Source organism: Pseudoalteromonas sp. Isolate3 (genome assembly GCF_022398505.1).
GTDB lineage: Bacteria > Pseudomonadota > Gammaproteobacteria > Enterobacterales > Alteromonadaceae > Pseudoalteromonas > Pseudoalteromonas apostichopi.
Genome location: NZ_JAKEVN010000195.1, coordinates 1 through 3823, shown reverse-complemented (window position 1 = coordinate 3823; position 3823 = coordinate 1). Strand labels below are relative to the sequence as shown.

Below are 3823 nucleotides of genomic sequence, written 5' to 3'. Positions count from 1 at the left end.
TTTGGTAACTTTTTGCAATTGGCTTGGTACTCATGCCATGAATAAATACGCTAAATAAAATTGTCGTTAATGTCACTGTAGCAATTTGTTCTTTGTTCACAATTGCTGTGTCCATAACCATTAAAGTAAAAACAATAGACGCTAAACCTCGAGGACCAAACCAAGCAAAAGTAAATTTGTCTTTGAAATTTAAATTAGTGAATATAAGCGAAATTAAAACTGGCACAATTCTAAAAATCGTTACGCTTAGTAAGGCATAAAATACAATTGGCCATGTAATATCATTCACAATTAAGTGCCCACAAACAAAACCGAATAAACACCAAATAAGTAGTGCAACAAATTCAGCGATATGTTCAGAGTCTTTAACTAATGTTGAACGAATTTTTTTAGGTGCTAAGTAATCAAATAATAGTCCCGCTACAAAAACGGCAATAAAACCACTACCATGAAAATTTTGTGTTAAAGAGAAAATAGCCATTACCAAGCCAATTAATAAAAATGGGCTGCTGTTATTTGCAAAATAATGACGTGCTAATGCAATTTTTAAAAGAGGTATAAACACAGCCATAGACACGCCGGCAATAACGAGTGCGACTCCTAATTCTCGACCAAAAACGAGTAGGGTATCAATCGTTGTTACTGCACTCTCTGGATTTTGTGCTAATAAAAGTAGAACTAAAAATATTGGTACGCAAAGTCCATCGTTCAAACCACTCTCAGTATTTATACCTTCGCGAACATTTTCAGGTACAGATGTGGATTCTAAAATGCCTTTACTAAGAGCTGCATCAGTCGGCGTTAAAATAATAGCAATCAAAGCAGATTGAAAAAGTGATAGCTCAGAAAAGAAAAACAACGCACCTGCAACACCTAATAGTAATGTCATTGGCAAAGCTACAAAAAGTAAAAGACTAGGATATTGATAACTATGTTTTAATACTGCCAGTTTTGATTTTGCTGCATCGGTAAATAAAAAAATACTAAGAGTTAATTCAACTAAAGGTAATATTTCACTGAGTCCCGCTTCACCTAACTTGAACTCACTAGGCAAAAAGTAAGACATAGCGATGCCAACTAGAACAAAAAACATTGGCCCGGTTATTTCTGTTCGTTCTAACTGACGAATTGTCAGTGAGTAAAATAACAAAGCTAAACCAACTAATGCGAGTATGGTATATTCCATTAAACTTTCCTTTTAATTCCAGACTTTGCGCGTTCTTTTATATTTGTTTGAATATAAATTTGATCAGTCGTAGCAATTTTTGCATGACCTAAATCTTCCGATAAGTGTTTAAGCGGTCTTGTTTGAGCATCATGGGTTGCACCTGTATGCCTTAACCAGTGAGCCGTTGCCGCTTCAAGTTGTTCCGCATCGTCTTTAAAACCATCATATAATAATGATTGTTTTGCTAAATCAAAACTTTGCTGTACTAACCGTCGAATTTGTCGAACAGTCATACCACCTTTACCACGAATTTTGTGTACTAATGGTTCGGCTTCATCAACACGGGGGAGGGCAGGTAAGCCTCGGTATAATCTGTAACGTTTTAGGTAAGTGATAAAATCTTCACTTAAAGTGACATCACGTAATTTATTACCTTTACCCATAATTCTTAAAAACCAAAAGCCATCATTGTCTTGCCAAAAATGTGACATCACCGGCGACCACTGTGGTCTTTCAGATAACTCAGAAATACGTAAATACAAACCTTTCAAACAAGCTAGTGTAAATAAATTTCTTTCTAAATCAGGCTGTTGCTCACATAGGTCACGTGTTACACCAAACACATACTCCCATTGAATGTCACTCAGTGTATCTGGAATCTTAATTTGTGATTGCACTACTAAATATGGACTATTCTTTTTAACTACCGGTACAAAATTAGCAAACGTTTTTTCTTCTAAAATCGCAAATTTATAAAATACATTTAGTGCAGTAAACATAGCTGCTAGTGTTTGTTGGCTTGCTATATTTTCTTTATTAATGAAAGGGCGCCAATTTTTATTAAGCTTTCTTATACCTTGTTCATCTTTATAACGCCATTGCACTGAGTTTGATAACCAAGCTGAATCTGGCTCAACCATAAAATCAACATATGCTTCTATGTTTTCGCGTTTTAGTTCAAAAACCGATTTTTCAGCAATCAACCATGACCATAAACAAAATCGCTCAAGTTCATTTCGAAAGCGATTAAAAGTTGCTTCTGATTTTCGACCATACACATATAAAAATTGATAAACAAAAGATAAGTCACTTTTTGATTCAGCAACTGTCAATCCAACTTGTTGTATAAAGTTATCAAGTTCAGGATATTCTATTGCAAGAGTATCATCTTCTAGATGGGCAATTTGGTATCGCAGTTGTTTAAGTGTATCAACGAGAGCAACGAGCATAATAATGAAAAATCTTGTAAAATAACTAGTTATAAGACTACCATAAAGTCCGATACTGTCTAGTATTGGACTTAAGATATCTTAAATATTTGCAACAGTTAATCATTAATTAGATTGCCATACTAATATTCAAGGAATATGTATGAAAAAGTATATCGTTATTAGTTTAGTTTTAATGACCACAATTTTAACCGGTTGCGCCACTACAGGTAGTGCGTCCCCTAATGAAAAACGTGCTTTAGTGCAAAGTATGAAAAATAACACATTGAGTGAATTGTACGCACAAAAGCCAGATGTTAAACAACAAATTGCTAACTCTGCTGGTTATGCCGTTTTTGATAATGCCAATGTTAACGTTGTTTTAGCCAGTTTTGGTGGCGGTTATGGTGTCGTTAAAAATAACCTAACTGGTAAATCAACTTATATGAATATGGGTGAAGCTGGTTTGGGACTCGGTTTAGGTGTAAAAGACTTTAATGTAGTAATGGTTTTTCATAACCAAGCAGCAGTAAATCGCTTTATTGAACATGGTTGGGCATTCGGTGGAAATGCTGATGCAGCAGCAAAATATGAAGAAAAAGGTGGTGCTTTAGTTGCCGAAGCAATTGCAGACCAAGTTACGGTTTATTCTTTAACCGAAAATGGACTTGCTCTTCAAGCAGTACTCAAAGGCACTAAGTTTTGGGTGGATTCTGAACTAAATTAACCTTTAAAAAACCCTTCTAAAAGTGGGCTAGTTAGCAACTTAACTCCCACTTTTAATTACTTTAGCTAATTTAACATAACGTAATTTATGGGTAGTATTTAATAGGTTTACCTGTAAGCCCTAACATTTCATATCTTAAGAAGATACCTTCAGTTTGTTTTACAAAGACAGTATTTCTAATAATTAAATACTCGGAACATCTATTAAGTTCAAACTTTAGATTTATCTAACCTATCAGAAATTTCACATTTAACTTATAAGCCTCTAATTTTACTTAGTATTATCTCTTCACCTTATTATAGTACGGCTACTGTATTGTACATATGGCTTACTGCCTCAGAGCCTATTCGCTCTTCACTTTAGTCTAAACAATAATAACAAGGATTTATAATGAGGAAATTTTTTCTAATTATCATCATTGGCTATTTTGCATGGGATCATTATGCGGTGAATTATGGTGGTATCTCACCGAAGGAAGCGATAAAAATAAAAATTATTGATCCTGTAAAATCAAAGTACAGCCATAATCGTGACATCACAATTTCTGATTACGAGAAGGCAAAATATGAGTGTGATGGCCGACAATACTGCAGCCAAATGAACTCTCTAGAAGAAGCGTTATTTTTTACTAAAAATTGCCCTAACACAAATTTAGATCAAAGACCTGGTGAAGCCCCCTGCCAGAGTGATTTCATATTACGTGATTAGATTGTATAAAAC

The 3823-nt window shown here is 34.5% G+C and carries 3 protein-coding genes and 1 pseudogene; 2 read left to right on the top strand and 2 right to left on the bottom strand.

Annotated elements, in window-relative coordinates; all coding sequences use genetic code 11:
- Positions 1-1186: cation:proton antiporter (locus L1D46_RS19995; protein WP_239978118.1), on the bottom strand; the 1186-nt coding region annotated here is incomplete at its 3' end.
- Complete coding sequence (locus L1D46_RS19990; RefSeq protein ID WP_130052372.1) at positions 1186-2397, bottom strand: tyrosine-type recombinase/integrase; 1212 nt, start codon at positions 2395-2397, stop codon at positions 1186-1188. The genes L1D46_RS19990 and L1D46_RS19995, both read right to left, overlap by 1 nt.
- 142 nt (positions 2398-2539) lie before the next feature.
- Between L1D46_RS19990 and L1D46_RS19985 the strand changes: the two genes are divergently transcribed.
- The gene (locus tag L1D46_RS19985) at positions 2540-3103 is read left to right on the top strand and encodes a YSC84-related protein (protein ID WP_130052373.1); all 564 of its coding nucleotides are present in this window, start codon (positions 2540-2542) and stop codon (positions 3101-3103) included.
- Between the two features lie 561 nt (positions 3104-3664).
- Positions 3665-3811 (top strand): annotated as a pseudogene (locus tag L1D46_RS20945) (cold shock domain-containing protein); the annotation flags it as partial.
- Positions 3812-3823: the final 12 nt, after the last annotated feature.